General features: G+C 44.0%; 21 protein-coding genes. 16 read left to right on the top strand and 5 right to left on the bottom strand.

Annotation, left to right across the window (positions count from 1 at the left end; all coding sequences use genetic code 11):
* Nucleotides 1–157: 157 nt before the first annotated feature.
* Nucleotides 158–979, top strand: coding sequence for a winged helix-turn-helix domain-containing protein (locus K1M91_RS09455; RefSeq protein WP_232801502.1), 822 nt, complete (start codon nt 158–160; stop codon nt 977–979).
* Nucleotides 980–1,143: 164 nt separating this feature from the next.
* Nucleotides 1,144–1,515, top strand: coding sequence for a YacL family protein (locus K1M91_RS09450; protein ID WP_232801501.1), 372 nt, complete (start codon nt 1,144–1,146; stop codon nt 1,513–1,515).
* Between the two features lie 156 nt (nt 1,516–1,671).
* Here K1M91_RS09450 and arfB read toward each other — a convergent pair whose 3' ends face one another.
* A complete protein-coding gene (gene arfB / locus K1M91_RS09445; RefSeq protein WP_232801500.1) occupies nt 1,672–2,094 on the bottom strand; it encodes an alternative ribosome rescue aminoacyl-tRNA hydrolase ArfB in 423 nt (140 codons plus the stop codon).
* A 248-nt stretch (nt 2,095–2,342) separates the two neighbouring features.
* Here arfB and glnK point away from each other — a divergent pair, with 248 nt between their 5' ends.
* From glnK to K1M91_RS09420, 5 genes are all read left to right on the top strand, one after another.
* On the top strand, nt 2,343–2,681 hold the full coding sequence (gene glnK / locus K1M91_RS09440; protein WP_232801499.1) for a P-II family nitrogen regulator: 339 nt from the start codon (nt 2,343–2,345) through the stop codon (nt 2,679–2,681).
* 13 nt (nt 2,682–2,694) lie between these two features.
* On the top strand, nt 2,695–3,927 hold the full coding sequence (locus K1M91_RS09435; protein ID WP_232801498.1) for an ammonium transporter: 1,233 nt from the start codon (nt 2,695–2,697) through the stop codon (nt 3,925–3,927).
* 196 nt (nt 3,928–4,123) lie between these two features.
* Entirely contained in the window at nt 4,124–5,143 is a 1,020-nt protein-coding gene (locus tag K1M91_RS09430) for a Fe(3+) ABC transporter substrate-binding protein (RefSeq protein WP_232801497.1), read from the top strand.
* Nucleotides 5,144–5,167: 24 nt separating this feature from the next.
* The gene (locus K1M91_RS09425) at nt 5,168–6,796 is read left to right on the top strand and encodes an iron ABC transporter permease (protein WP_232801496.1); all 1,629 of its coding nucleotides are present in this window, start codon (nt 5,168–5,170) and stop codon (nt 6,794–6,796) included.
* 52 nt (nt 6,797–6,848) lie between these two features.
* A complete protein-coding gene (locus tag K1M91_RS09420) occupies nt 6,849–7,889 on the top strand; it encodes an ABC transporter ATP-binding protein (RefSeq protein ID WP_232801495.1) in 1,041 nt (346 codons plus the stop codon).
* Nucleotides 7,890–7,895: 6 nt separating this feature from the next.
* Here K1M91_RS09420 and argR read toward each other — a convergent pair whose 3' ends face one another.
* Nucleotides 7,896–8,363 (bottom strand): transcriptional regulator ArgR, encoded by a 468-nt coding sequence (argR, locus tag K1M91_RS09415; RefSeq protein WP_232801545.1) that lies wholly within the window; start codon nt 8,361–8,363, stop codon nt 7,896–7,898.
* Nucleotides 8,364–8,665: 302 nt separating this feature from the next.
* Between argR and K1M91_RS09410 the strand changes: the two genes are divergently transcribed.
* The 3 genes from K1M91_RS09410 to K1M91_RS09400 all read left to right on the top strand — a co-directional run bounded on the left by K1M91_RS09410 (nt 8,666) and on the right by K1M91_RS09400 (nt 11,589).
* The gene (locus K1M91_RS09410; protein ID WP_232801494.1) at nt 8,666–9,397 is read left to right on the top strand and encodes a transporter substrate-binding domain-containing protein; all 732 of its coding nucleotides are present in this window, start codon (nt 8,666–8,668) and stop codon (nt 9,395–9,397) included.
* Between the two features lie 207 nt (nt 9,398–9,604).
* Nucleotides 9,605–10,537: a malate dehydrogenase gene (gene mdh, locus K1M91_RS09405; protein ID WP_232801493.1), complete on the top strand. Its 933-nt coding sequence runs from the start codon at nt 9,605–9,607 to the stop codon at nt 10,535–10,537.
* Between the two features lie 764 nt (nt 10,538–11,301).
* On the top strand, nt 11,302–11,589 hold the full coding sequence (locus tag K1M91_RS09400; protein WP_232801492.1) for a class II fructose-bisphosphate aldolase: 288 nt from the start codon (nt 11,302–11,304) through the stop codon (nt 11,587–11,589).
* Nucleotides 11,590–11,731: 142 nt separating this feature from the next.
* Here K1M91_RS09400 and K1M91_RS09395 read toward each other — a convergent pair whose 3' ends face one another.
* The 3 genes from K1M91_RS09395 to K1M91_RS09385 all read right to left on the bottom strand — a co-directional run bounded on the left by K1M91_RS09395 (nt 11,732) and on the right by K1M91_RS09385 (nt 14,887).
* The gene (locus tag K1M91_RS09395; RefSeq protein ID WP_232801544.1) at nt 11,732–12,562 is read right to left on the bottom strand and encodes a DMT family transporter; all 831 of its coding nucleotides are present in this window, start codon (nt 12,560–12,562) and stop codon (nt 11,732–11,734) included.
* A gap of 142 nt (nt 12,563–12,704) precedes the next feature.
* A complete protein-coding gene (locus tag K1M91_RS09390) occupies nt 12,705–13,187 on the bottom strand; it encodes a C40 family peptidase (protein ID WP_232801491.1) in 483 nt (160 codons plus the stop codon).
* Nucleotides 13,188–13,339: 152 nt separating this feature from the next.
* Nucleotides 13,340–14,887 (bottom strand): FAD-dependent oxidoreductase, encoded by a 1,548-nt coding sequence (locus K1M91_RS09385; protein ID WP_232801490.1) that lies wholly within the window; start codon nt 14,885–14,887, stop codon nt 13,340–13,342.
* Between the two features lie 347 nt (nt 14,888–15,234).
* On the opposite strand from K1M91_RS09385, the gene K1M91_RS09380 reads away from it, so the two are divergent.
* The 6 genes from K1M91_RS09380 to K1M91_RS09355 all read left to right on the top strand — a co-directional run bounded on the left by K1M91_RS09380 (nt 15,235) and on the right by K1M91_RS09355 (nt 23,620).
* Entirely contained in the window at nt 15,235–19,686 is a 4,452-nt protein-coding gene (locus tag K1M91_RS09380; RefSeq protein ID WP_232801489.1) for a DUF2339 domain-containing protein, read from the top strand.
* A gap of 124 nt (nt 19,687–19,810) precedes the next feature.
* On the top strand, nt 19,811–20,638 hold the full coding sequence (locus K1M91_RS09375; protein ID WP_232801488.1) for a DUF3450 domain-containing protein: 828 nt from the start codon (nt 19,811–19,813) through the stop codon (nt 20,636–20,638).
* The gene (locus tag K1M91_RS09370) at nt 20,635–22,023 is read left to right on the top strand and encodes a MotA/TolQ/ExbB proton channel family protein (RefSeq protein ID WP_232801487.1); all 1,389 of its coding nucleotides are present in this window, start codon (nt 20,635–20,637) and stop codon (nt 22,021–22,023) included. Before K1M91_RS09375 ends, K1M91_RS09370 begins: the two co-directional genes overlap by 4 nt.
* 1 nt (nt 22,024) lies before the next feature.
* Nucleotides 22,025–22,555, top strand: coding sequence for a MotA/TolQ/ExbB proton channel family protein (locus K1M91_RS09365; RefSeq protein ID WP_232801486.1), 531 nt, complete (start codon nt 22,025–22,027; stop codon nt 22,553–22,555).
* 3 nt (nt 22,556–22,558) lie between these two features.
* On the top strand, nt 22,559–22,960 hold the full coding sequence (locus K1M91_RS09360; RefSeq protein ID WP_232801485.1) for a biopolymer transporter ExbD: 402 nt from the start codon (nt 22,559–22,561) through the stop codon (nt 22,958–22,960).
* Nucleotides 22,961–23,620 (top strand): energy transducer TonB, encoded by a 660-nt coding sequence (locus tag K1M91_RS09355; protein WP_232801484.1) that lies wholly within the window; start codon nt 22,961–22,963, stop codon nt 23,618–23,620.
* Nucleotides 23,621–23,690 lie beyond the last annotated feature (70 nt).

The following is a 23,690-nucleotide window of genomic DNA, read 5'->3' as shown; positions in this document are numbered from 1 at the left end:
GATAAATATAAGATAGCGATACAAATTAGTTAGATTGCAGGGATTTGATTAAATTAAAGTCAATTAATTTGCATACACGGCTGGATTTTTTTACAAAGTCTTGATAAAACTATGTTGTCAGTCACAATTTTATTTTTTTAATTATATGGGTGTCATTATGCTAGAAAAAAGCCTTGTTGTGGGTGAATACCACATAGATACGAGTCAGAACAGCCTGATCCATAGTAATCGTAAAGTTTACTTAGGACCATTACGTACATCGCTACTGCACTTTCTGTGTAAGAATTTAAACACAGTTGTCACACGTGAAGATCTTGCGCAGCATGTATGGGGCCGTCTGGTTACCGACCACACGATCAACCAACACATTTCACAATTGCGTAAAAGCATTGGTAACCTAAGCATTCATGGTTTGAACATTTCAACCATCCCTAAGCGTGGCTACATTGCTCGTTTAGAAGGTGCTGAAGTAGGTCAGCCTACGCCGCTAGTAAATAAGCCAGAAGCGGTAACAACTAACCTGAAAGTATTGGTAGTTGAAGGTAATAACAGCGACCGTGATGCTATGGTTGCACAGCTAGAAAATTTAAATGTTGCTTACGTTGAAAGTGTAGCAACCGTTGAAGCTGCAGAGCAGGCTTTTGCTTTACAGGACTTTGACCTACTAGTGATTGACGCATTGTTGAATGACACTGCGGGTATCGAACTAGTAAAACGTATCCGTATGGGGGAAACCTCAGCCGTTGCAGATATTCGTGTTCTAGTGACGCACTTTGATGTTCAACGTGAGCTACTTGGCATTAACAGCTTACTTGATATTCAAGGTCTATTACTAAAACCATTAGAAGACAGTCGCTTAAAGCAAATGTTAATGGTTGCTAGCAAATCAGCTGTGGTACTTAAGCCACAAGCCGCTTATGAGTTGGTTCCAACTCATGTATTAAGCAAAGAAGCAGCATTAAAAACAGCGACAAACTAAAATAAACGCTGACAAAACTTAGACAGTTTTAAATATAATAAATAACACCAGAGCTGACTTAGGACGAGACTTTCTGGTTTACCAGTAGTTAAAAGTTGAGTACTAAGTTCAAGCTCTAAGGTAGAATCCATCATCGAGCACGACTGACAATATGAGGTTCGATTTTGGAGTTTGAATTTAAACGCGACATGTTACATAACACAATAAAAAGTCATTTTTCTATGGGCCATGAAGCCTTGGGAGTTTGGCTAGAGCAAGAGATAAATATAGATCTTGCCTGCATATCTCGTTTACTAAACCAAATTCAGCTGCTCCAAACCCAAGGGGTGGAGCAGTTTGAATTATTAGGCGCGGAGTTTTCCTTGTTTCTTAATCAAGAAGAAGCCAGGGTTGTCGCCAACATCCTGCTATCCGATAACGACGAATTACCCGATGATATGAGCTTTTATGATGAAGAAAGTTTAGCTTTGTGTGGTTTAGAAGATTTCGAGCAGGTATTAATTTCCTATCAAAGATTTATTCAAACTGGCTACTAAGCGTTTTTGATTAGCCTTAATTCGATAAACTAAACACTCAACCTTTTCGTAGAAAACTGGGTGAACTGCCCGCAATAAGCAACTCAATTAACTCAGTAACTAGGTTCTTTTCCCTACTACTCTGTTTTGTAAAATTGAGCCGGTTAAACATGGCTATTAAAAAGTGACCTTAGCGCGCAGTTTCTTCACGTTTCCTTTCACGGTTTTTCCTTGTAAACGGCGGGTCTTGGAGCCTTTCGTAGGTTTAGTGGCAATGCGGCGCTTTTGCACTACGTTGGCGCTTTTAATTAATTCCACTAGCCGTTCTATCGCGTCTTGTCTGTTGAAGTCTTGGCTGCGACTGTTTTGCGCCTTGATAATGATATCACCACCCTTAGTGATACGATGATCGCTAACTTGTTGCAGACGCTCTTTATAACTATTAGGAAGGGCATTGGACGCTAAGAAGTTAAATCTTAGTTGCACCGCGGTGCTAACTTTATTTACATTTTGTCCACCTGCTCCTTGGGCGCGAACAAAGGTAAATTCTATTTCTTTAAATGGAATAAATACGCGCTCTGATATTTTTATCGTATCCAAACTTAGTCTCTCTAACCTGTCCAAACCTGCAATATTGTAACCTTTTCCAACTTTGATGTCCTTGAATCCTCATTTTGCCCCGATAGAGCGCATTGTTAAAACTATGTTGCTTTAATTTGGTGCGTAAAGGTCAGTTGAATTTATCAATTATATTTAAGTTGTTGAAATTGTTTGGCTTTAATTTCTGGCACGGAGTTTGTAATACCTAGTATAAGAAAATTAAAAATACATGCTTAGGGAGAGTTGTTATGAAAATGATCAGTGCGATTATCAAGCCATTCAAATTGGATGATGTCAGAGAAGCGGTGGCAGAAGTCGGCGTAGATGGTTTGACCGTGACAGAAGTAAAAGGGTTTGGCCGTCAGAAGGGGCATACCGAGCTGTATCGTGGCGCAGAATACAATGTCGATTTTTTGCCTAAGGTGAAGCTTGATATTGCGACGAGTGAAGAAAATGTCGATCGCCTTATTGAGGCTATTACTGGCGCAGCCTATACCGGAAAAATCGGTGACGGCAAAATTTTTGTTTATGAGCTAACTCAAGTGGTACGTATTCGTACTGGTGAGTTAGACAACGAAGCACTGTAAGGGAGATAGGATCATGGAAAACACAGTGATTGAATTGCGCTTTGCGCTAGATACTTTTTATTTTTTAATGTCAGGTGTATTGGTGATGTGGATGGCCGCGGGTTTCGCGATGCTCGAAGCAGGCTTAGTACGTTCAAAAAACACCACCGAAATTTTAACTAAGAACGTCGCGTTATACGCCATTGCTTGTACCATGTACTTGCTAGTGGGTTACAACATTATGTATGTCGATAATGTTGAGGGTGGCATCATTCCTTCTTTTGGTGCCTTGATTGGTGGTCAAGCAGATGGCGCCGACCATTCGCTAGAATCGGATTTCTTTTTCCAAGTGGTATTCGTTGCTACGGCCATGTCGATTGTATCGGGCGCAGTAGCAGAGCGTATGAAACTTTGGTCTTTCCTTGCCTTTAGCGTAGTACTAACAGGTGTTATTTACCCAATTGAAGGTTACTGGACGTGGGGTGGTGGTTTCCTATCTGCTGCGGGTTTCTCTGACTTTGCTGGCTCTGGTATTGTGCATATGGCTGGTGCGGCAGCGGCATTGTCAGCCGTACTACTACTTGGTGCTCGTCGTGGTAAATACGGCAAAAATGGTGAAGTTCATCCGATCCCTGGTTCAAATATGCCACTGGCTACCTTAGGTACATTTATCCTTTGGATGGGTTGGTTTGGCTTTAATGGTGGTTCGCAGTTAATGATTTCTGATGCTGAGAATGCAACAGCAGTAGGCAAAATTTTTGTGAATACCAATGCTGCAGCAGCAACAGGTGCCATCTTTGCGCTAGTAGTAACAAAAATAAAATGGGGTAAGGCTGATTTAACAATGATGTTGAACGGTGCTTTAGCCGGTCTTGTTGCTATCACAGCTGATCCTCTATCGCCAAGCCCATTATTTGCCGCTCTTATTGGTGTGTTTGCTGGAGGCCTTGTGGTGTTTAGTATCGTTGCTTTTGACAAAGTTAAAATTGACGATCCAGTTGGCGCTATCTCTGTTCATGGTGTATGTGGCCTGTTTGGTCTGATGGTTGTGCCTTTCTCAAATGCAGAAACGTCGTTTACTGCTCAGTTATTTGGTGCAGCAGTTATCTTTGGTTTTGTATTTATCGCCTCATTCATTGTTTGGGCTATCTTGAAGCAAACCATGGGGATCCGTGTCACAGAAGACGAAGAAATGACGGGTATGGATATTCATGATTGTGGCGTTGATGCTTACCCAGAATTTGTAACGGTACGTCCAAGCCGTTAATTTGTAGCTTCCGTTGTGTGTTGTCTACCTTTGCCCCGATGATTCGGGGCTTTTTTGTTTTTATTATCTATGCTTATTCCTAAAAGATATTCTAAATAGAAATGATTACTATCCAAATCAGGTGACAGGGATTAAAATTTGTTTATAATAACCTTGATAGTAATCGTTATCATTACACTCAGTTAGGAGTTATCAAGTGAAAAAAAGCTTTATTCTTGCTTCAGTCGTTTTAAGCAGTGTTTTAGCATCAGCCTCTTCTTGGGCAGCAAAAGAAGAAGTGAATGTTTATTCTTACCGCCAATCGTTTTTAATTGAGCCAATTATGGCAAAATTTACCGAAGAAACAGGGGTAAAAGTAAACATAGTATTTGCTAAAGATGGCCTAATTGAGCGTTTAGAGCGTGAGGGCAAGTTAAGCCCTGCTGATTTAGTGTTAACGACCGACATTAGCCGTTCAGTTGAGCTTGTAGAAAAAGACTTAGTTCAACCCGTGCAAAGTGAAGCGCTAGAAGGTAATATTCCTGCCCAATATCGCGACCCAGCTGATCAGTGGTTTGCTTTAACTACTCGTGTTCGTAACGTTTACTCTTCTAAAGATCGCTTAGGTAAACAGCCTGAGTTGAATTACGAAGATTTAGCCGATGCAAAGTTTAAAGGCAAAATTTGTACTCGTAGCGGTAAGCACCCATACAACGTGGCACTGATTTCTTCGATGATAGTTGCTAACGGTGAAGCGGAAACTAAAAAATGGTTAGAAGGGGTTAAGGCTAACTTAGCACGTAAACCACAAGGTAACGATCGCGATCAAGTAAAAGCAATTAAAGAAGGCTTTTGTGATGTTTCACTGGGTAATAACTACTACCTAGGCAAAATGTTAAATGATGAGAAGCAAGTGGCTTGGGCAAATGCCGTTGAAATTAACTTTCCTAACCAAGCTAATCGCGGTACTCATGTAAATATCAGTGGTGTTTCACTGACTAAGTTTGCGCCAAACAAAGACAATGCAGTTAAACTGATGGAGTTTTTGTCTGATGATACTGCACAAAAAATATACGCAGAAGTTAACTTTGAATACCCAGTTAAGCCGGGTGTGGCGGTTTCTGAATTAGTATCTTCTTGGGGTGAATTTAAATCGGACACTATTCCACTGGCTGAAATTGCTAAGCAGCGTCCAGTAGCACTAAAATTATTAGACGAAGTTAAATTCGATTTATAAGGGTTTTGTCCCTTGAGTGAATAGATGTACTCAAGATTATCATTATCTTGGATCACCAGTAGTTGGGCCATTGGCCTGCTACTGGTTTTTCCTGTTATAGCCATTATTTATCAAGGCTTACAACCCGCTGGAGATTTGTTTCAGCATTTGATGGACACCGTGATGTGGGATTATATCCACAACACGGTTTTGTTGATCTTAGGGGTTGGTGTTTTAAGCTTTATGATGGCTATCCCTGCGGCATGGTTTATGGCCATGTGTGATATTCCTGGACGTAAATATTTGCAATGGGCGCTGATGTTGCCCTTGGCGATGCCCGCTTATATTGTGGCCGGTATTTATACCGAGTTACTTGATTTTGCAGGCCCCGTGCAAAGTGTGTTGCGCGATGTTTTTGGTTGGCAAACCGCGCGTGATTATTGGTTTCCTAATATCCGTAGCTTAGGTGGCGCCATTGTTATTATTGCAAGTGTGCTTTTCCCCTATCTTTATTTACTCGCACGGACTTCTTTTTTAGAGCAATCTGTTACCTTAATGCAGTCGGCTCAGCTGCTAGGCAAAACGCCGTTGCAAGCTTTTTGCCGTATTAGTTTACCGTTGGCAAGACCTGCCATTGCAGTCGGGCTATCTTTAATTGCGATGGAAACCTTAGCCGATTTTGCAACCGTGAACTTTTTTGCTGTTAATACGTTAACTCGTGCTGTGTTTGATACTTGGCAAGGTTACGGTAGCCTTCATGCCGCGGCCAAAATATCGACGCTAATGTTAGTAGTAGTGGTAATGTTATTAGCATTGGAACGTTTTAGCCGACGCAAACAAAAAGTTTTTCAAAAAAATATGGGGCAAGAGCGCGCGCATTTGTTGCTTATGAAACCATGGCAGCAGTGGTTGGCGGCATTGTTTTGTTGGTCTTTAGTTACACTCGGCTTTATATTTCCATTTTCGATGTTAGTTTACTTTGCTACACAATATTTTACTGATTCTTGGACCGCTGAATTTATTGAATTTAGCTTAAATACTTTTTTCATTGCTGGAGTGGTTGCTGTACTTGCTTGTATCATCGCTATTCTGGTCGGTTTATTTCGCCGTTTACATATGCAACGAGGCTCAGATATTCCCGCCCGCTTGAGCTCAATGGGATATGCCGTTCCGGGCACAGTGTTAGCCATTGGTATATTGATCCCTTTTGGTTGGCTTGATCATAGTTTAAATGACTTGGTTGAGCATTTTGGTGGACAAGGGCCTGGGCTATTATTTAGTGGCACTATGCTGGCGTTGATTGCTGGTTATTTGGTGCGTTTTACTGCTATCGCGGTGGGGGCGGTAGAAAGTAGCATCAATAAAATTCCACCTTCACTTGATATGGTGTCGCGTACTTTAGGGCACTCTCCGGTAAAAATGGTGCGAAAAGTTCATATTCCATTGATTAGTAAAGGCTGTTTTACAGCTGTGTTGTTGGTATTTATTGAATCAATGAAAGAATTACCGGCGGCGCTTATTTTGCGGCCATTTAACTTTGAAACATTAGCGACATATGTTTATCAGTTTGTTTCTGATGAGATGATCGAGCATGGCGCATTGGCTGCGATAGTGATTATCTTAGTGGGTTTAGTGCCATTGATCATATTGAGTCGCTCTATTGAGCGGCATTAATAGAGTTTATCACCCCTCTTTTTTAAAAGTTTTTAAAAGGACACCCTTAGCTATGTCAGCATTGGTTATCTCAAACGTTCATTGTAGCTACAACGGCCTCGATATTTTGTCGGATATGAGTGTCACGCTAGAAGAGAATGAGATCCTCTGTCTATTGGGCTCAAGTGGTTGTGGTAAAACCACGTTACTTAAAGCCATCGCCGGATTACTACCATTGAAATCGGGTGAGGTAATGATCAATGGCAAAGTGGTTAATAAAACAGGTTTCCACTTACCTCCTGAGCAACGCAAAATTGGCATGATTTTCCAAGATTACGCCTTATTTCCGCACATGACGGTGATGGATAACGTGGTGTTTGGTATTGATGAGTTGCCGAAAAAAGAACAGCAGCAGCGTGCCAAGCAAGTACTGGATTTGGTGAATCTTAGCGAATTGAGTGAACGTTACCCACATCAACTTTCAGGTGGTCAGCAACAGCGTGTCGCGATTGCACGAGCGCTAGCATATCAGCCGGATTTAATGCTGCTGGATGAGCCTTTTTCTAATATTGACAGCCAGGTGCGATTGAAACTGATTGCTGAAATTCGACAGATTTTAAAAAAAGCTGGGGTAAGTGCGGTATTTGTTACTCACTCAAAAGAAGAAGCATTTGCTTTTGCTGATAAACTGGCGGTACTAGACCAAGGTAAAATTGTGCAAGTAGGAACGCCGGATCAGTTGTATCTTCGTCCAGCTACTCGTTTTGTTGCTGATTTCCTTGGTGGTGGCAACTATTTACCCGCCACTGTGATTGATGAGCACCACGTCAATACACCTTTGGGTAGAGTGTGTAGTACTGTTGCTCACCATAAATCAGATGCGACCAGCTACGATATTTTTATCAGGCCGCAACAAATAAGCTTAACGGCTAATGATACGGGAGCGGGCGTGGTGAGTGATGTGCAGTTTCTTGGCGCCAGTTCAAAAGTATATGTAAAACTCGCACAGCAAGAGTTTGAGTGTCAGGTTGCGCAGCATTTTACTGCACAGCAAGCTGTGGATTTAGCGGTTATGCCTCATGAGCTTATTTTATTCGATAAGCAAAGCGCCTAATGGTTCTTAGCGCATATCAAACAAGCTTTTGACAGTAAGCACAGTGCGTTGAATTTCTTTCGTATTAGTGGGAGTGATGAAGATTGTATCATCGCCTGCAATGGTCCCTAAAATCCCGTCTGCTTTACTGAGTGAGTCGAGCAATCTTGCAATTAGCTGCGCGGCGCCAGGGCTGGTACGGATCACAACCAATGCGTCATTGTAATCGATGTCACTGACTAAGTTCTTCAACGGGCTACTGGTAGCCGGTACGCCTAATTCAGCTGGTAGACAATAAACCATCTCAGATTTAGCATTGCGAGTGCGCACTGCGCCAAAGCGGTTTAGCATCCGAGATACTTTTGATTGATTGATATTATCAAAGCCTTGCGCTTGCAATGCGCTGACAATTTCACCTTGTGAGCCGAACGTTTCTTCTTTTAAAAGAGATTTAAATGCTTCAATAAGGCGATCTTGCTTGTCGTTGTTTTTCATTAGAAATACATAATCAGTCAAAAATAAACCAATATCTTGCATAAAAAATCATTTTCTAGCAAGTGATATGGTTAGTTAGAAAGGCTAAAAGAGAGCGGTATCACCAAATAAACTTAAAAGACTCAATAGATAGGTTGTTGCAGTTCATATTAAGGCTGAAAAATACATTTAACAGGTAATTGTTCGAAAATTTAGTAATATGTCGAGTTTGATTCTGTTTAAAGTCACCGCTGACTAAAAAACGGGATTCTAAACTAGAATAGAGTCAGGCGCTAGTGGATTTGAAGAAAGGGTGAAGTGTTATGTGGCGAGTGTTGTTATTGTGTTGTTTAAGTTTTCAGAGTGTTGCTGCTAGTCGGATTCAATTTGCTACTGAGGCCAGTTACCCACCTTTCGAATATTTAGATGATGTAGGGCAATTCGCTGGCTTAGATATCGATTTAGCTAACGCGCTTTGCCGCCACTTAAAAGCTGAGTGTGTATTTCATAATAAAGCATTTGATAGTTTGATACCGGCTTTGCAATTTCGTAATTATGATGCCGTAATTGCTGCGCTTAATGTCACCGAAGCGCGCAGTGCTTTAGTGGCATTTACGGATATTTATTACGATAGTAGTGCGGTGTTTGTTGCCAAAAAAGGCACATATGACGGAGCGGTTAACGTTAAAAATCAAGCCATTGGTGTACAAAATGGTAGCCAACAACAGCGCTATCTTGTTGAAGAGCCATCCATGCAAGGGGCGCTGACAGTGCCTTATGCCACTTATGCAAAAGCTTTTGCTGACCTTCGCTTGGGTGATATTGATGCAGTATTAGTGGATTTTGCTGTCGCCGATGCTTGGTTACAAGCGCCAACAAATAGCGAGTTTGAGATAGTTGGGAAAAAGATCACTGATGTGGAATATTTTGGTCTTGGTTATGGGATTGCGGTCAACAAGTCGAATAAGCGCCTGCTTAGGGGTTTAAATAAAGCATTAAAGCAAATCAAGGCTACAGGGGAATACGATCGGATTATTATGAAGTACTTTCGCTAGCAGAGAAGGCTGGATTGGTTGTTAAAATGGGCTTAAATGCTAACGAGATGTTAAAAAAGCTGTAAGTTATGGTTGGGTTTTTTCTATTTGCTCACAACTTAGGGTTTCAGCTCTGTTAACAGATTGTGTTTTTTAGGTGGATCTCATAGACTTTGCTCGCATAATAAAAGGAATGAATCCTCACCTACACATAACGGAGACAACCACATGAAAGTAGCTGTTTTAGGCGCTGCGGGCGGTATCGGTCAAGCCCTTTCTCTTTTGCTAAAAAATGATTTACCAGCTGGCTCAGAATTATCATTATATGATATTGCACCTGTTACCCCAGGTGTTGCAAAAGACCTTAGCCATATCCCAACTGATGTTGCGATTGAAGGCTTTGCTGGCGAAGATCCAACACCGGCACTTGTTGGTGCTGATTTAGTGCTTATTTCTGCTGGTGTAGCACGTAAGCCTGGTATGGATCGCGCGGACTTATTTAATGTTAACGCGGGTATCGTTAAAAACCTGATTGAAAAAGTAGCGGCTGCTTGTCCAAAAGCATGTATCGGTATCATCACTAACCCTGTTAACACGACCGTTGCGATTGCGCGTGAAGTGCTAAAAAATGCTGGCGTTTACGATAAAAACAAATTATTTGGTATCACTACTTTAGATGTTATCCGCTCTGAAACCTTCATCGCTGAAGCTAAAGGCTTAAAAGCAACGGATATTAAAGTTAACGTTATCGGTGGTCACTCAGGTGTTACTATCCTTCCGCTACTTTCACAAGTCCAAGGTGTTGAATTCTCTGATGAGGAAATCGCTAGCCTAACAACTCGCATTCAAAACGCGGGTACGGAAGTGGTTGAAGCTAAGGCCGGTGGCGGCTCTGCAACTCTTTCTATGGGTCAAGCTGCAGCGCGTTTTGGTCTGTCAGTAGTGGCGGCGCTAAACGGTAAGCAAGGTGTTGTTGAGTGTACTTATGTGGATGCTGGCAGCGAGCATGCAGAGTTCTTCGCACAACCTGTATTACTTGGTCAAAACGGCGTAGAGAAAGTACTTCCTTACGGCGACATCAGTGCATTTGAACAAACGGCATTGACTGAGATGTTAGACACCCTAAAAGGTGACATTCAAAAAGGCGTGGACTTCGTTTAATTTATACTGGCTAATTCCATTTCTGCATTAGCAGTATGTGGCTAGTGAATAAGCCCCAACGATTCAGTTTGGGGTTTATTTTATCTGTACCTGTACCTAAGCAGCTTGGTATTGAACGTATAGCTATCTCCAACCGTTTGTCAAAGAAATTAATAACACATCTCAGGCTAAAAATTGATAATTCGGGTTGTTAATCTTCACTACTATTGGGTAGATTTCATTGCGGTTTTGATAAAATAGCCAAGATCACGACACGGCATCAAGGTGAAGCTGATATCAATCGAAAAATGGTTGAAGCCGCACAACAGGTTATTGCGATCACGGATTCTTCAAAATTGAATAGGCAAAGCTTTTGCTTGATTTGATTGCTCGCCCTGAGCAACTTGCCATGCTTATCACCGACAGTGGCATCCCACCTGATTATATTGAATATTTGACCGCTCTAGGGGGGATGTAAAAATCGTCGATTAATTCTTCCCTGACCGTTCGCTTCTTCTATTTTTTGTTAGCTGCTCTTATCGTGCCTATCCCCTCATTCACCCATTGTTAACCATTTGCCTAATCAGTTGATGTTGTTGCTTTATTCTGGTCATAAACTTAGCCAAGCTCTGATTATGTGATCTCGCGGAGATCGCAGTTCGAAATGCTACGGTTTCTATTCTTTCATGCCCCTCTTTCATTTTTCTGTTTCTATAAGTTAGTATTACCACACTTTCCTTTAATAAATATCTGCTTTCAATTGAAAAATATTGCTTTAATTTATTTTGAAGCAAAAGATTTTACGAAAAAAACGAAACCATTTTGCTTGTGAGCTAGCTTTCAATTTTATTGGCTCTCCTGATGAAGTGGTTCGTCACTGTATTGATCTTGGCGTATGTAAAGTTAATGTGGCGACAGAACTCAAGATTGCTTTTTCTGATGCGGTGAAACATCATTTTGCAGAGCATCCTGATGCTAATGACCCGCGTAAGTATATTACTCCGGGCAAAGCGGCAATGAAAAAAATGGTTATAGATAAGATCCGCATGTGTGGCAGTGAAGGTAAGTTATAAACTGGTTTATGTGTGTTAGCTCTATACCAGTCTGAGTAAAACCAAGGTGCTGAATAATCGCACCTTTTTATTTAAATTAACCCAAGTTCTGGTTAAACGAAATAGTATGTTACCCGTGTAAACATTGCTGTTAGAGTCGGTGTTACTTCTTCCACCACACATTAATCAGTGCGCCCAGCATAATTAAACTACCGCCAATCCAGCTCCAAATCGACGGCAGTTCGCTAAACAAAAACCAACCTAGCAACATCGAGAATAAGACTTGTATATAAGAGTAAGCGGTCGCTTTACTGGCAGACTCTGATTGCATTGCTTTGGTTAAACCCACTTGCCCTATTTGAGTAAAAATACCGACAAACAGCAATAACACTAAGGCTTCAGGCGATGGAATGACGAAATCATCGCCGAGTAGTACCAGTGATAGCGGCAAGGCGATGAGTGGGAAGTAAAAGATGATCACTGAGCTATCTTCTAATCGGCTTAGTTTACGCACAATGACATAGGCAATGGCACTACCAAAAGCGCCAAGTAGGGCGACACCGATACTAAACCAAGGTAAACCAGCGGCGGGATCAAGGCCAAGGCCGGGGCTGATCATAATGCCAAGACCTAATAAGCTAAATAAAATACATAGCTTGGTGGAGTGTAGAATGGGCTCTTTTAAAAATATCAGCGCGAGTACTGCGGTAAACACTGGGTGTAAGTATTGTAATAGGGTGGCTTCTGCGAGTGGCAGGGTGCTGATAGAGTAATAAACACAAATAAGCGCTAATGCGCCAACGCCACCGCGAGCAAAAAGCCAGCCTTTATTATTACCCCATATCGAGATCTTCTTGCGTCTGACATCACCATAGCTTAATACCACTGATACCAGCGCCCTTGCGGCAACAATTTCTAACACCGGAATGTGATATTGGCTCACTAATTTAACGCAGGCCGACATAAGTGAGAAGCCAAGGGCTGAAAGTAGCATAAAACGCACGCTGAGCGGCAATTGGGTGAAGGTATTAAGTAGCATGTTGGCCACGGTCATGAAGTAAGACCAATATGGTAACAGGCTATAATGCAAAAAAGCAGCCGAAGCTGCTTTTTGGTCATTCAAAAGCAGGTTTTCATCAGCTATCTGATTCGTTATCCGTCATGCGAATTATTTTTAAAAATCGTTTTGGGTAGCCGCTTTTATAATAATTGGTCTCTGATACACCAAAATGTTTCTTTGAGGAAGAACTGTGTAAAAACATCAATTTACCTTCATCAATTTCGCTAATTATACCTGCATGGCCGGGCTGCCTTATTTTTGCATCGGTGCCGGTAAATACAATCAAGTCGCCTACTTGCGCTTCTTCTAACGGTACTTCACGATCAAACAAGGTGTGGTAAGCACGGGTCACGCGAGGAATACTGATATCGAACTCGTTGTATACATATTTTATATAACCGGAGCAATCGAAGCCTGAGGGACTGGCACCACCCCAAACATACTCGGTACCTTTAAACTGGCGAGCAAAGTCAATAATATCGCTACTTGCATGGACAAAGCTGGTAGGGACGAGTAAAGCAATAATGAGTGGTAATTTCTTCAATGCACTAAATGACATAAACAATCCAAACGTTAAAAATGAACAATATTCGCGGCTAAAAGTAGGGCAAAAAAAAGCGAACTCTGAGTTGAGTCCGCGATTTTAGCAAAAAGTTCATAAAAAGCCGATGTTAATGCAAAAAGTGCAGTCTTGTTGGCGTTTTATCTGGTTTAACTGGCGTTGGCTACTTCAATTCCAATACGTCCTGTAATCGGCTTGGACAATGTTTTTTGTTGCGTAACAACGGCTTTATCCTTACTGGATGTGGCGTGATAGGGTAATGCTAATGCAGCAGGGTAGTTTCTGTGTAAAGCAAGCTCTATCGCTAATTGTGTTATTTCAGCCATGCCTAATTGTAATGTGATTGGAAATTGTGCTTCTCGCGATGCTTCGAGCTTGGGGGTGACCAGTTTTAATTGTACGAGCTTGTCCAAGATTTGGTCCGCTGCTGTCAGGGCTGATGACGCCTTAACAATTTCAGCTCGAGCATAATTATGTTGCTCAAATGATACCGCCGCAGCGCGTAAGTTGGCATCATCTCCCGGAATTTGCTGCGCACCAAATAGCGGTTTACCGCCAAATTCAGCTTGGTTAAAGCTAGGTACAAACTGAGATAAATGCTCAATCGCTTGTTCGGTGCGAGACACCAGTACATCTTGAGGCCAATGATTAACAATTTTGTTCACTAACGCATTCGGCAACTTAGGTTGCGAACTAGTGTCATCAGACTGCACTAAACCGTCTTTAAACAAGGTGATATTTTTGGTCATACCGTGCAGCTGAAAATGGCCATCACAATAAGGCGTTAATTGTGCCATCCCCTTTGGTGTACCGCGCTGACCGTGAAATATAACCTCAGGCCAAACCGCGTTGGGCGTTTGCCAGCGGGCGATGTAGGCTGCTTTAAATTCAACAATGCGCTGGCGTTTAAATTTTGCCATGTCGTCTACTTGGCCGGTGCGAAAGCCACAAGCATTAACCAAAAAATTAACTTGGTATGTTTGTTGTCCGTGCTGATCTTGGGTTTCAATTTGCCAGCCTTGGTTATGCTGACTTACAGACAGTACTTTAGTTTGGGTTAATACTTGTGCTTGGTCTAATTTAGCTAAGGCCAAGGTTGCTGTCGCGGCAATGCGTAATGAACTTAAACCATACTCTTGCACTAATACCAGTGGATATTTTAATTGGGAGAGATCCACTTGTTTGGCGATAGGGATCATCCAGTCATCGTTAGATGTTGGAAACTCAGGCGTGGCCAGTTGCGCTAAGCGCTGCATGTCTTCAAACTGATACAGAGTGAAATATTGTTCAGGGTCGCCAAGTAATTGGTTGCGCGGGTCTTGCGCGACAATGCGTTGGTACTCGTCGCGCAGTAAATACAGTCGTGGCATTAAGTCACTTGGTTCACCGGGGTCTTGGTTGGGGACGGCAATGACTGTGGGTCGCTGATTAACGCAATGGGGGTATATTCTTAAAGTATTAATAGATTGATTGAGTAACTTAACACATTGCTCATCGCTGATTTCACGATATAAATTGCCACCAGCATGAAGGTGGCACATTGGTGGGCCATTCACTAGGCCGTCACCTTGTTCAATCAGTAAGGTTTTTATGCCTTGCTCAGCTAAGCGCAGGGCAATAGTCGAACCTGCCACACCCGCACCTATAATACCTACGGTTGCTTGGTTAATGTCTCGTTCAGCGATGCTATTAGCCATAGTGAGTATGCTCTTTACCTATAATCTATTGGATCAGTCACGGTGCATTGAAGGCTTGGGTATTCTACTGTGCTCCAGCTCACATTGAAATACGTGATGATGATCTATATGGATCATATACGCGATAAGAATCATTGATGTAAGTGAAAACGCCTATCAATCATTGTATTAACTTTGACTTAGGTTAAATTTTACACTGTATTATAAGCGCTTAGTGTTGATGTAATGTTGATTTAATAGTTATTATGCGCCATTCATTCTCTCTTGATAGAGCTATCGGCCATTAAACTAGCCTCAGTTTGGGTTAATTACCCAACTTTGCAAGTGTTGGCCGAGTAAGGTAAGCATTGAAGCATTTAATCACGGCGTTAGAAAACGAGCTGCAAGCCTTGCGGCACAATCAAATTAATTTAGCTGATCGTATCAATCAGGCTGAAACCGAACTCACTAAAATTAAAGCAGAGATGGCAAAAGCGCCCCCTGAGCTGAGTTCCTCTGCAGCGTCTAAAGCGTATAAGTCTTCAGCAGATAAAGAGTTGGCTCCTGAGCCATTATCATCAACGCCAGCCATTAATGCTCACGCAACAGGCGTCAAGCCATCAGAGATTGGCAGCAGCAACTTGCCTACTTATGATGAAACCGAGCATGTTACGCCGCAGCAAGTGGCAACGATGACCGCTAAGGGCGCCGAGGTTAAGGTTGCGCCCCAGCCAAGTCATACTGGCTCAGCTAATACTAGTGAGCAGGCAAGACAAGCAGAGCAAGACCAAGCGGAACAAGATGCGATATTAGCACGATTGGTTGCGCGTAAGGAGCAGGCTGAGCGTAGCGCCGCGGTGAAGTCTGCGGATGCCGAGTCAAAATCAGTCATTCCAGCTTCAGTTCGCAAAGAATCGCTAACCGAGCCTAACGATAGCGCGATAAAGCCCGCTATCAAACCTGTTAGACAAGCGCCTGTTCACCAAGAGCCTGTAGCTCAGCCTCACACTCTATCAGAGCAAGCAGCCAGCCAAGAGCAAGTAGCTCGACTCGTTCCAAAGCCCACGAGGTTAGCGGCAAGCGATAGTGCTGCTGAGGCTATAACTGAACCTGTTGAATCATTGCCACGCAGCATGCATAAAAATGCCATCGAGCAAGCCAGTCATGAATGGCTTGGCTCGCTATTAGGGCCGATTGCGAAAGTATCCAGACAGCTAAAAAGTTTTTACCAGCATTATCAGCAGCGTGGTTTGGGGCCGGTGTTTTTAATGACTTTGGCGGGCATTGCTGCGCTAACCTTAGGGTTTGGTTATTTGCTGCAATATTCATGGAATAATGTATTTAGCGATGGCATGCGTATCGCAGTTGCGGTGTTGTTTGCCAATTCCATTCTTGCGGCAGGCTTATGGGTTTATAAGAAAAAGCCAGACATGTCTGAGTATGGATCTGGACTCGTTGGTCTGGCTATTATTCTTAATTATCTGTGTGGCTATTTTGCTGGACCCTATCTCGGGCTCATCGGTTCCTTCTCGGCGCTCATTTGGTTGGCTATTGTTACGCTAACAGGCTATGGCTTAGCGCAAAAGTTGGAAACAAAGGTAGTGGCTGTGATTGCTTTGCTCGGCGGCGCGTTTTCGCCGTTAGTGTTTGGCGTTGAGCAGCACTATCCCGCCTTGTATTTACCCTATATTTTATTACAAGCATTGTTTGCTTGGCGGGTTTGTCAGCAACTGCGTTGGCATGGCTTATTAACCTTGGCTAGCATGACACATATCGCCAGTGCCGAAGCCTTTATTCTGCTCGTGGACTTTCATGCGCAACTTGACAACTGGCAAAGTTTATTCGCCTTGTTGTGTCTCAACTTGTTGTTTTTACTGTACGCCTTAACGGGGATTGCCAAGCTACGCAAGCTGAAAGTTGACCAGCACTTGCTCGGTTTACCCATGGCACAGTTGGCCTTTTTTATTTTGGCTATGTTGCAAGTGGATAGCTGGAGTGGGCAATTACTGGCTTTTAATAGTGTGCTGTTTCTTGGCCTATTTGGTTACTGGCGTAAGCTCGACGAGGTTAAGCATATTTGTCTGGTATTTGCAGGCGTGCTGGCCGGCTTTGCCGCTTTAATACTGGTTTCTAATGAGTTTCAGGGCATTATCTGGTCCCTTGAAGGGGCTTTACTGCTGTGGTTGGGGCTGCGTCATCGTTATGGAATGGTGCGCAGTGAAGCTTATGTGTTGTTATTAATTGGCCTATTCAGCACGGCTTATTCTTGTATCCGCCTATTGCTGGGTTCGAATGAGGCAATTGCGCCATTATTTGTTATTAGTTCATTTGCCGTTAGTGCAGCTTGGCTTAATTTTGCTTTTACATTAGTGATTGTTAGCGGATGTGAGCGATTACTTCGTTTTTATAATACGAGCGCAAACGCTTTAGATATAAGCACAGCTGAACGAAGTGTTACTTGGGGAATGGCAGAGCTGTTGTCATTGCTAGTGGCGCTGTTTGTCTATTTCAGTTGTTATATTTGGCAGCCTTCTTATTTGATGGTGGCCTCGGCATTAGTCATTCCTTTATTGCTTTGGCGCACCACACGTCAAGTATTGCCTGTTACAGAAACTTTGTCTTGGCTGGCGTATCTGCCACTGTTGATACAAGTGCTATTGAGTGTGCAGCAAGTAGGGAGTTGGCGTTTTATCGAGCAAGATTTACTGGGCCAGCTCGCGCGCATCAGTTTGTTTACCTTAATGTGGTTAACCTATCGGGTGTATTGTCGCTACTTGCCGAGCTCTTCATTGCTGCCAATTGCGCGGGGGGTAAACTTAATTGTTTATCTGGCTATACCTGCTTATCTCACTATTAAGGTGGGCAAGGTGGCGTTTGAATGGGTAGCGCTGGCGGCTTGGGCGAGTGCTGCGCTGGCATTAACATTAGATTACTGGCGTAAAGCTAAAGCGTTGCGCATTGAAGCTGTCTTACTCTTGGCGCTGGCCGTGTTGCTCTCACTGGCTCAAGGGATTGCGTTCGACTTATGGCAAGGTTGGGCAGGCTTGTTGATTGGCGCATTAGCCTGTGTTGCGATTGTGCAAAATATAGGGCGATGCCGCGCAAGATTACGTTTGTTAGCGCCCCTTAAGCCGCTTAATATCGTGGCCCCTTATTATTTTACCTTAGTGCTCGCTGCAGCATTTTATTATGTTTGTCAGTGGCCTGAATATATTGCGATATCTAGCTGGATCGCGGTGTTTATCACCTTAGCGCTGCATGCTTGGTTGCGTGAGTTGTTGTTGCGCCGTGTTGCTTTGGGATTTATCGCGATTGGTTTACTCAGTGCGTCACTGAGTTTGTGGGCACACCAATGGCAAGGCGCAGTAGGGTTAGTGATGGCTAGCTTACTGTTTACTGCGCTGCGCTATTATCAACGGCCGTTGCGTTTATGGTTAAAGCGCTACCCACCGTTTCATCGAGCGCGTTTGGCCAGCGTTTATTATTTTGCATTGTTAGTAGTTATTTTAATGGTGTGGGGCGTGACATTGCCGCAATGGTCAGCCTTGATCTTTTGGGCCGGGGCAGCATTGGCCTTATTGCTGCACTGGCCGATGCGACATGTGTTGTTTCGTTACCTGATAATTGGACTGGTTTGGCTCGCAAACATTGCCATGGTGATGAGTTTGTTTGACGGTAACGCTAATGGCTGGTGGGCACTTGGTTTGAGTGCGTTGGTATTTAGCGCCTTACGAGCAAGATTGACCCATTGGCGCGGTTGGTTGTTTGCCCATCAACCACTCACTTTATTAAGAAAGAGTGTGCCTTATTACTTTGCCTTATTGGTTGCCATTAGTGTGTATGTGGCAACCAAAGTGCCAGATGTGCTTTGGCTTAGCTTATGGGGTTGTGCTTTATTTGCCTTTTTGCTGCACCTACCAATCCGTCACCTATTATTACGTAGCTTAGGCATGTTGCTGGCATTGATTGCGAGTGCGTTTAATTTTTCTTTAGTCTTTATGGGGCACTTTAATGGTGTGCTGGGATTAGCTATTGGACTGGCAGCGCTGATGGTTTACAGCTATTGCTACCCAAGTCGACAGTGTTACCTGCGCCGGTTCAAGCCGTTAGCAATAGTTTATCCATTAAAACCTTATTATATAGCGCTAGCAGGAGCGGCACTCACTTACTATTTTAGCCACTGGATGGCACTTGCGGTATTAGTGGCTACGAGTTGTCTTGTGCTTGATTTAAGTCGTTGGCCTTTACACGCTACCATCCGCGGCAGTTGGCGTTTGGCCCTTGCTGTTATTGTCGCGGCAATGGCGTTGTTGATCGGCTTACAAGCATTCGCCTTGTTTGGTGTGAGAGATAATTTATTAAGCTATGCGGCCTTTGATGTACTGGGCTTGTTAGGGTTGGGCTGGTTGCTATTTTATACGCCATTCAAACGTTTGGTAAGACCACGTTATTTGAGTTGGTTATTACTTTGGCATGGGCTTTTTATTGCGAGCTACCTACTAACGGGTTACGGCTTTGGCACAGAAGTATTTGCGCCATTTAGCTCGGTTGCCCTTGTGGTACATGGCTGTTGGTTGATGATGTTGAGTTTACACCCGCAAAGCCAGCGCTTAATTAAACTGGCCAGTGCGCTGTTTGCCTTTGTTTTCATCAAGGTGATCTTCTGGGACATGGCTGGGTTCGCCTTGGTACAAAAAGTGGTGGCCTTTATGGCGATTGGCGGTGTCCTGTTGTTAGTCTCTTATTTTTACCTCAAGCAGAAGAATAAGCAGTTAGCTGATAAGTCTAGCGCTGAGTCGTTGTCGGAGGTCGAAAGCTAATCGTAGTTTGAAGTGACTTGGCAATCGACCTTGTTCAGAGAAGCCGCTGCTGCGGCTTTTTTGTTTATTTTTTAGCCATATTTTTGCTAGAATCAGCTGCGGCAAATTGTCATTGAATAATTAAATGATATTAATTATCATACGCGAATTGTTATCATCCATTTTGCTGGTAGAGGTTGTTTTGTTCCCCAATCGTTTTCTTTCTGCGTTGCTGGTGGTCAGTAGTGCTAGCTTGTTTTCGACAGCTGCACTGGCCGCAAGTGTGACTCAAGTTCAACAACAAGCCCTCAACGACCAGCAGCAAGCTCGTCAATCTCAGCACACTATCGATCAGCTTGATGATAATAAACTTGCGATTATTCAAAAGGTAAAGCAGCTGCAAGCCGAGGCCGAACAACTTGAGCAATACAATGTTTACTTGACTGAGTTGGTGCAAGATCAAGCCAGCGAAGTGGCTTCATACCAGCAGCAAATTATTGATGTTAAAGAAACGCGCCAAGGGTTAGTGCCGTTAATGGTAAAAATGCTGGATAACCTTGCACAGTTTGTGGCGTTGGATGCCCCGTTTTTGCTGGATGAGCGCCAGCAGCGCATCAGTCAGCTGCAACAAATGATGAACAAGGCTGACATTTCTGAAGCAGAAAAATACCGTCGCATTTTAACGGCCTACCAAATTGAAGCGGAATATGGCAGTAAAATGGGCGAATACCAAGGCGAGTTAGCCTTAGATGGCACCACCCGTACTGTGCAGTATTTTTACCTCGGCCGTGTCGCGTTTGTTGCCTTATCCCTTGATGGCAAAGCCGTGTGGTCCTGGGATCGAAATCAGCAACAATGGCTAAGTGTTGATAACGCCTACGCCCAAGATGTCAAACAAGCCATCGCCATCGCCAAAAAAACCGAGATACCTAACTTGATTAAACTGCCGTTGATCGCGGAGGTATCACAATGAAATATATCTTCTTAACCTTTTCACTACTGCTGAGTTCGCTGGCTAGTGCTAATCAACTTGATGATTTATTACAGCAAGTTAAACAGCAACAAGCGAAAAACCAGCAAACTAACAGCCAGCGCGAGTCCGATTTTAAAGGTGATTTAGCTCATTGGCGCAACGAGTTAGCTCAAGCGCAAGCAAGGTTTGATCAAGTTAAAGGCAAGGCGGACCTACTTAACGCGCAGTTTGATCAACAAGAGCTGCAACTCGCGCAATTAGAGCAAGACTTAAGTTTGGCAACGGACAATCTCGGTGAAGTGTTTGGTGTGGTGCGCCAGATGACCGGTGAATTTGCTAGCGATTTTTCTCGCTCCATTATTTCTACTCAGTTTCCTGAGAGGCAAACTTTTGTGGCGGAGTTATCACAACGTAAAGCACTGCCTTCTCTCACGGAGCTAGAGCAGCTTTGGTTTGTGTTGCAACAAGACATGACCGAGTCTGCCAAGGTGGTGGAATTCGAAGCAGCGGTGGCTGACCCATCCGGCATCACGCAACAGCAAACGGTGGTGCGTTTAGGCAGTTTTAACTTGGTGAGTCAGGGCGCCTATTTAGTTCGTGATGAGCAAACAGGCGTGTTGCAGCATTTAACCAAACCCGTTGGCGGTGACGTGGCGAATACCTTGGCAGATTGGCAAGTTAATTCCCCATCGGTGCAAGGCTTCTATTTCGATCCGGCAAAAGGCGATTTGTTGACCATGTTAGCGCGAACGCCCACTATCTCAGAGCGCATTACTCAAGGTGGGGTGATTGGTTACTGCATTTTGGCGGTGTTAGTGCTGGGTTTAATGATAGCGCTGGTACGACTGGTACGATTAAGTCGCGTGTCGCTGCAAATTCATCGCCAAATGAAAACCGCTAACGCTAATAGTAATAATCCATTAGGCCGTATTATGGCGGTTTATCAAGCCTACCAACATCGCTCAACCGAAGTACTTGAGCTGAAGCTTGATGAAGCGGTCTTGCGTGAAGTGCCCGCGCTAGAGCGCGGCAACAGCATTTTAAAAATCCTTGCCGCGATGGCGCCAATGATGGGACTACTGGGCACGGTAACGGGGATGATAGGTACTTTCCAGTCGATTACCGTGTTTGGCACCAGCGACCCTAAGTTGATGGCAGGCGGTATTTCGATGGCGCTGATCACCACAGTGATGGGCTTAGTGGCAGCCTTGCCGTTATTACTTATCCATAGTGTGTTACATGGCCGTGCTAACCGTTTGATTATCTTGTTAGAGCAGCAAAGTATCGGTTTGATCGCTGAGCAGGCCGAGTTACAAGCGCAAGTGGCGGATGTCAGCCCCGCAGCTAAAACCATGGCGAAAGCGCCGCAATTACAGGCTAGCTAAGGTGAATGAGGTTGTAAATTCCATCGACCTTGTTGCCGCATTAATGCGTGCTGGTGGTGTGGTGATGTATGCCATTGCTGGCGTGTTGGTGTTGCTTTGGGGCTTGATGCTCGAGCGGACTTATTATTTATGGCTGAGTTTTAAAATAGAGCAGCAAGGCTTATTTGCACGCTGGCAACAACGCAACGAGTGGCAGTCTTGGCAGGCGGTGCATATTCGCCAGTCGTTACTAGGGCAGGCTGAGTTGGCACTGACGCGTCATTTACCGCTGTTATCAGCATTAATCAAAGTCTGTCCGTTGTTAGGATTACTAGGAACTGTATCCGGTATGATCCAGGTATTTGATGTGGTGGCGGTACATGGCACCGGTAATCCCAAGCTATTAGCATCGGGAATTTCAATGGCAACGATTCCGACTTTAGCCGGCTTGGTATGCGCGTTATCAGGACTGTTGGTGTACTCACGCCTAGAGCGGCGTACAAAAGTGTTATTAAGTCAGTTTTCACAGCAGCTGGCCACGGTGAACGAGTAGGTTATGAGAAGAAGACGAATTAGACCGGAAGAAGATGCGCAAATAGACATGACGCCGATGTTAGATGTGGTGTTTATCATGCTGATCTTCTTTATTGTTACCACCTCTTTTGTGCGCGAGTCGGGCGTGGAAGTGAATCGCCCGAAAGCGGCTTCGGCCAGCGAGCAAAAAAATGCCGGTGTGTTTATTGCGGTGAAGGAAAATGGTGAGATTTATTTAGATAGAAAACAGTTGGATGTGCAAAAAGTACATTCAGTGCTGGAGCGGATCATTGCCGAGCGCGGTGAAGTAGGGCTGGTGATCCAAGCAGATGAGCTCGCTCGCCACGGCGTGGTGGTGAAGGTAATGGATGCAGCAAAATCGGCAGGGATCAAACAGATTTCCGTTGCGGCGGAGCAGCCTTAAATGCGTTTTGTGTTAGCGCTGATTGGCGCGCCTATCATGGCTTTTGCCTTGTTTGTATTTATGGCGGGGTTGATCCACAAAGACCTTGGTAGCTTGCCAAAGTCGCAAGACACGCCTTATCTCGATTTGGTGATGACTGATACCGAGGAGCAAAGCGAGCGCAAGACACGGCAAAAACCAACGCCCCCTGAGGTGAAACCATTAGCGCCGCAAGTGCCCGTGCAGCAGCTTAAGCCCGCCACCCCTAATCCAGTAGTGGCTAAGTTAACCGCCCCTGCATTAAGCTTATCCAGCAGCGTGAGTGCGATGGCAATTAATATGCCGAGTGTAATGGCAGAATCGGTCAGCGCGCCTGTTGCGGCTCCAGCCGTTGCAAGTAATGGCGATGCCATGGCTGTGCCTTTACACCGAGTTGAGCCCATGTATCCTGCTAAGGCAAAGCGTCGTGGTAAGGAAGGTTATGTCGTGGTGGCTTACGATATTAGTGCAGAAGGCAAAGCGATTAACGTGCGTATTATTGAAGCCGTGCCGAAGCGAACTTTTGAAAAAGCGGTGAAAAAAGTAATGCGACGTTGGAGGTTTAAACCGCTAATGGTTGACGGTAAAGCGCAAATACAAACGCAGCAACAGCAGCGTTTTGAATTTAAGTTAGAGTCTTAAGCAACGCGAATTCTGGATAAGTGAACGAGTATGTTGTCACCACAAAAACGCTGTGAATATGTCCCTATAC

The sequence above is a fragment of the Motilimonas sp. E26 genome, assembly GCF_021278025.1.
Lineage (GTDB): Bacteria > Pseudomonadota > Gammaproteobacteria > Enterobacterales > CBDFNC01 > Motilimonas.
The sequence above is the reverse complement of the archived record's forward strand: the minus strand, read 5'-3'. Positions and strand labels throughout refer to the sequence as shown.